General features: G+C 68.0%; 4 protein-coding genes, 3 pseudogenes and 1 riboswitch. Of the genes and pseudogenes, 2 read left to right on the top strand and 5 right to left on the bottom strand.

What is annotated here, in order from left to right; all coding sequences use genetic code 11:
- The 5 genes and pseudogenes from B2W70_RS02015 to B2W70_RS01995 form a co-directional block, all read right to left on the bottom strand.
- A pseudogene (locus tag B2W70_RS02015) lies at positions 1-373 on the bottom strand (phosphomethylpyrimidine synthase ThiC); the annotation flags it as partial.
- Positions 374-586: 213 nt separating this feature from the next.
- Positions 587-704: riboswitch (TPP riboswitch) on the bottom strand.
- A gap of 121 nt (positions 705-825) precedes the next feature.
- Positions 826-1,047 carry a hypothetical protein gene (locus B2W70_RS02010; protein WP_286742303.1) on the bottom strand — a complete coding sequence of 74 codons (222 nt, stop codon included), beginning with the start codon at positions 1,045-1,047 and terminating at the stop codon, positions 826-828.
- 391 nt (positions 1,048-1,438) lie between these two features.
- Positions 1,439-2,449, bottom strand: a pseudogene (feoB, locus tag B2W70_RS02005) (ferrous iron transporter B); the annotation flags it as partial.
- Between the two features lie 143 nt (positions 2,450-2,592).
- Positions 2,593-3,474: pseudogene (locus B2W70_RS02000) on the bottom strand (FeoB small GTPase domain-containing protein); the annotation flags it as partial.
- Positions 3,475-3,515: 41 nt separating this feature from the next.
- Entirely contained in the window at positions 3,516-3,815 is a 300-nt protein-coding gene (locus tag B2W70_RS01995) for a FeoA family protein (RefSeq protein WP_286742302.1), read from the bottom strand.
- A gap of 321 nt (positions 3,816-4,136) precedes the next feature.
- On the opposite strand from B2W70_RS01995, the gene mraZ reads away from it, so the two are divergent.
- On the top strand, positions 4,137-4,565 hold the full coding sequence (mraZ, locus tag B2W70_RS01990) for a division/cell wall cluster transcriptional repressor MraZ (RefSeq protein WP_058087073.1): 429 nt from the start codon (positions 4,137-4,139) through the stop codon (positions 4,563-4,565).
- A 3-nt stretch (positions 4,566-4,568) separates the two neighbouring features.
- The coding region (gene rsmH / locus B2W70_RS01985) for a 16S rRNA (cytosine(1402)-N(4))-methyltransferase RsmH (protein WP_286742301.1) at positions 4,569-5,189 on the top strand (621 nt) is incomplete at its 3' end.

Here is a 5,189-nt window from a genome sequence, read left to right as displayed (position 1 = left end):
GGCGCGGCTGCCGCTGCAAGGCAGCCGCTGCCGAGCGCAGCGCAGCCATCCGCTCGTCATGGCGCTCATCGGGCTTGAGGCCATCGTCAACGGCCAGCACCGCGCGGCCTTCGTAGGCCTCGGTGTCGCCGCGCGCCAGGATGGCGGCCTCCCGCACCGCAGGCAGCCCGCGTGTGACGTCGATGTCGACGTTCGGATCGGTGTAGGGGCCCGAGCAGTCGTAGAGCGTGACCGCCTCGCCATTGGTCAGCGAGACCTCGCGCATGGGCACGCGCACGCCGGGGTGGCTGCCTTCGACGTAGACCTTGCGCGAAGCCGGCAGGGGCTCGCGTGTCAGGCGGGTGCGTTCGTTCAGGGACTCGGCGGCGGCCAGGGCAGGGGTGGCAGCGATGTCTGGGGCGTTCACGATCGGCTCTCCTCGGTGTGGATGCAGGTGCCACGGCCAATGGCCATGGGACACGTGCTCCGAGGGGCGCCTTCGGGACGCAAGGGGAGTGGTAGCGAGGGTGGGTGGCCCGTCGGGGATGCGGCCAGGAGGCGCAGGCACCGAGCGGGCCGCCTCCATCACGGACCTCTCCACGAGGCGGCCAGACGGGACAGCTCTTCTTTCGCCGGTATGAACCGGATCAAGTTCAACGGGTTCGGTGTTTCACCATCTCAGCGCCTGCGTGATCGGATCACGCGGCACACCCCGGAGCGATGCGAAGTGTAGTCGCAAGCGCTGGGTGTTTGCAAAACCAGGCGATGGGGGTGTTGCGAAATGCCGGTCAGCTGGCCATCTGGAGGGGCACCCAGTGTCGCAGGTGGCGATCGGGCGTCGATCGCTCAGCGCCGTTGCGGCACCTCGGAGGTGGCCTGCAGGAAGTCTCCGCGCTGGATCGATTCCCAAGCTTGGGCGAGCTGTTCGGTGGCGCTCGGCTCGGCCTGCAGGCTTGCTGGCGCCTCGCTCATGCCGCGCATGGCCAACGGGCCGGTCTCACCGGAGGGTGAAGGGCCGAACCAGGACAGCAGCAAGGCAAGCGGGATGATGGCGAGGGTGGGACGCATGATGGTGGCAGGCGCGCCGAAGTCGACGCGTGCAACCCAGTGTAGGACGGTGATGTCCGCTGGCACCCCCTGGCACGCGGGGGTGGCCCCGCATGCGCGGGTGTTCAATCGCCTCGGGTTCGCCCGAGGGTGTCGCGCGATGTCCTGCGGTGAACCCTGACCGGGGTCGCAGAACTGCCGCAACCGCCGCAACCCCCGCCGCCGCTGCCACAGACCCCTGGCGCTTTGACGGCACAAGCCATGGCGTCGTCATCGCCTGGCACCGAGGCCTGCGTGCCGCGGCGCTTGGGCCACCAACGCTTGCTCAGGTGCAACACGGCCAGCAACCCCAGTCCGCAAGCCACCCAGCTTTGCCAGTCGAAGGCGATGTGGGTCGTGGCGCTCACGTTCTTCAGCCTGCGAACGACAGGGCCAGGCGGTACACCACGAAGGACGCGGCGTAGGCCAGGGCGAACAGGTAGCCCGCCATGATCAGCGGCCAGCGCCAGCCGTTGGTTTCGCGGCGCACCACGAACAGCGTCGACAGGCACTGCGGCGCGAACACGAACCAGGTCATCAGCGACAGCGCCGTCGGCAAGCTCCACGACTGGGCGATGAGGTGGCCCAGGGCCATGTCGAGCGCGTCACCGGTTTCCGACATGGCGTAGACCGTGCCCAGCGCCGCCACGGCCACCTCGCGCGCGGCCATGCCGGGCACCAGCGCGATGCAGATCTGCCAGTTGAAACCGATGGGCGCGAAGATCACTTCCAGGGCGCGCCCGATCATCCCGGCGAAGCTGTGCTCGATCGCGGCCCCCGTGGCGCCTGGGGGTGGGGCCGGGAAGTTCGAGAGGAACCACAGCACGATGGTCATCGACAGGATGACCGTGCCCACGCGGACCACGAAGATGCGGCCACGCTCCCACAGCCCCACGGCCAGGTTGCGCAGGTGGGGCAGGTGGTAGTCGGGCAACTCCATGAGCAGCGTCTGAGCCTGCCCCTGGCGCATCACCACCTTGAGCACCAGCGCCACGACCATGGCCGAGACGATGCCAGCCAGGTACAGCGCGAACAGCACCAGGCCTTGCAGGTTGAACCAGCCCAGCACCTCGCGCTCGGGCACGAAGGCCGAGATCAGCAGGGCGTACACCGGCAGTCGGGCCGAGCAGGTCATCAGCGGCGCGATGAGGATGGTGGCCAGGCGGTCGCGCGGGTTGGCGATGGTGCGCGTGGCCATGATGCCGGGGATGGCGCAGGCGAAGCTCGACAGCAGCGGGATGAACGAACGGCCCGAGAGCCCGGCCGAGGCCATCATCCGGTCGAGCAGGAACGCCGCCCGCGGCAGGTAGCCGGACTCCTCCAGCGCGAGGATGAAGGCGAACAGGATCAGGATCTGCGGCAGGAACACCACCACGCCGCCGACGCNNCGCGGCCCGACAGGCCCACGCCGGCCATCAGCCGGTCGAGCAGCAGGGCTGCGCGAGGCAGGTAACCCGAGTCTTCGAGCGCCAGGATGAAGGCAAACAGGATGAGGATCTGCGGCAGGAAGATGATCACGCCGCCTGCGCCGCCGATCACGCCCTCGACCAGCAGGCTGCGCAACATGCCATCGGGCATCGTGGTGGCCACGGTTTCGCCGAGCCAGCCGATGCCTGCGTCGATCGCGTCCATCGGGGCGGCGGCCCAGCTGAAGACGGCCTGGAACATCAGGAACATGATGCCGGCCAGGATGAGCGGGCCCGCCACCGGGTGCAGGGCCCACTGGTCCACCAGGGCGGTCATGCGCGAGCCTTCGTCGGGCATGGACACGCTGCGCGCCAGGATCTCGCCGACGCGGCGGTGGGTCTCTTCCACCGAGGTCTGTTCCAGGCGGGCCAGCGCCTGCTCGCCTCGGGGGCCGTTGCCAGGTACCCAGTTCACCTGATCGAGGTGGGCCAGCAGGGCGGCTTCGCCACCGGGCTTGACGGCCACCGACTCCACCACCGGGATGCCGAGCTCGGCCTGCAGCTTGGCCGTGTCGATCACGATGCCGCGTTGACGGGCCTGGTCCATCATGTTCAGCGCCAGCACCATGGGCAGGCCCAGGGTCTGCATCTCCAGCACCATGCGCAGGTTCAGGCGCAGGTTGGTGGCGTCGACCACGCACACCAGGCCAGCCGGCAGGCTTTCGCCAGCGCGGTGGCCGGTGATCACATCGCGGGTCACGGCTTCGTCGGGCGTGGCGGCCAGCAGGCTGTAGGCGCCCGGCAGGTCGAGCACGCGCCAATGGCGTCCGGCCGGCGAGGTGAACTGGCCCTCCTTGCGCTCGACCGTCACGCCCGCGTAGTTGCCGACCTTCTGGCGCGCACCGGTCAGGCGGTTGAACAAGGCGGTCTTGCCGCAGTTGGGGTTGCCCACCAGGGCGATCAGCAAGGGGCTGGCCGCGACGGCGGTCTCGGGCGACTTCATGGGGCGGCGATGTCCGGGGTGTGGGGCGCGTGGCTTGGCGTTCAGCGGCGGCTGGGGGCGGTGTGCGCCTCGACCTCGATCAAGGACGACTCCAGCTTGCGCATGGCGAAGGTGCTGGTGCCCACGCGAACGGCCAGCGGGCCGCGGCCGAAGAAGACCCTGCGCAACACCTGCACCCGCTCGCCCGGCACGAAACCGAGCTCCAGCAGGCGACGGCGCAAGCGGCCGTCGTCACCGGGCGGCACGTGGACGTGGCGGATGGTCGCGGTCTGCCGTGCGGGCAGCTGGTCCAGGGTGAGCCGGTGAACCCGGGTGGGTGGTTGGTGCAGGTCAACGCGCATGCCGCATTGTCCTACAAATGAGAATGAGTCGCAATTTGTGGAGGGTCAAGGTGGGAGATGGGCATCCCCTGTCCTGGGGCAACCTCGGGTGATCCCGGCTTGCGCCAGCCTCCCCCTTTTGGGGCGAAATTCCTCATTCTGAACTTGCACACCCTTTTGCAGGTCCTTGATTCATAAGGACTTTTTCTGCTGAATTTTCTCGTCTTGATGCCTCTAAGTCATTGATTTCATTGAACTTTTTTTTGGTTTTGCCTTGTTGGGCAGTCGCCGATCAGTTAAAGTGGGATTTAGTGCAAATTCGTGGGGTTTTGTGTGAGTCTGATCTTTCAAGGTGCATCAGCGCTGTCGCTGGACGCCAAGGGCCGCTTGGCGGTCCCGGCGCGCCATCGCGACGCGTTGCAGGCGCTTTGCGGTGGTCAGCTCACCCTCACCAAGCACCCCGAAGGCTGCCTGATGGTCTTCCCGCGTCCGGCGTGGGAGACCTTCCGCGACAAGGTTGCCGCCTTGCCGATGTCCGCCGCCGGCTGGAAGCGCATCTTCCTGGGCAACGCCATGGACGTGGAGGTCGACTCGGCCGCCCGCGTGCTGGTCTCGCCCGAGCTGCGCGCCGCCGCCGGCCTCACCAAGGATGTGATGCTGCTCGGCATGGGCAGCCATTTCGAGCTCTGGGACGCCCAGCGTTACGCCGCCCACGAAGCCGAGGTCATGGCCCAGCCCATGCCCGATGTGCTGCAGGACTTCACCTTCTGAGTCATGCAGCAACCCACCACACCTTGGCAGCATCGGACCGTTCTGCTGCACGAGGCGGTCGATGCCTTGTGGGACGAAGCCGCCGGCCCCCTGCCGCAAGGCCGCTACGTTGACGCCACCTTTGGTCGCGGTGGTCATTCGCGCCTGATCCTTTCCAAGCTGGGCCCCGAAGCGGCCTTGCTGGCCATCGACCGCGACCCCGAAGCCATTGCCCACGCCACCGAAGGCGAAGCCGCGATCCGCGACGAGCGGTTTCGCATCGCCCATGCGCCGTTCTCGGAGTGGGCCGATGCTGCGCAAGAGCGGGGTTGGGAGGCCGTCGATGGCCTGCTGATGGACATCGGCGTGTCCTCGCCGCAGATCGACAACCCCCAGCGCGGCTTCAGCTTCCGTTTCGATGCGCCGCTGGACATGCGCATGGACACCACGTCCGGTGAGAGCGCGGCCGACTTCCTGGCGCGCGCCACGCTCGATGAACTCGCCGACGTCATCCGCACCTACGGCGAAGAGCGTTTTGCCGGCCCGATCGCGCGCGCCCTGATCGCCCGCCGTGACGAAGGGCGGCCGGTTCGCACCACCGGTGAGCTGTCTGCCGTGGTGGCTGGTGCCGTGCGCACCCGCGAG

It is taken from the genome of Aquabacterium sp. UBA2148, assembly GCF_002328915.1.
GTDB lineage: Bacteria > Pseudomonadota > Gammaproteobacteria > Burkholderiales > Burkholderiaceae_C > Aquabacterium > Aquabacterium parvum.
The sequence above is the reverse complement of the archived record's forward strand: the minus strand, read 5'-3'. Positions and strand labels throughout refer to the sequence as shown.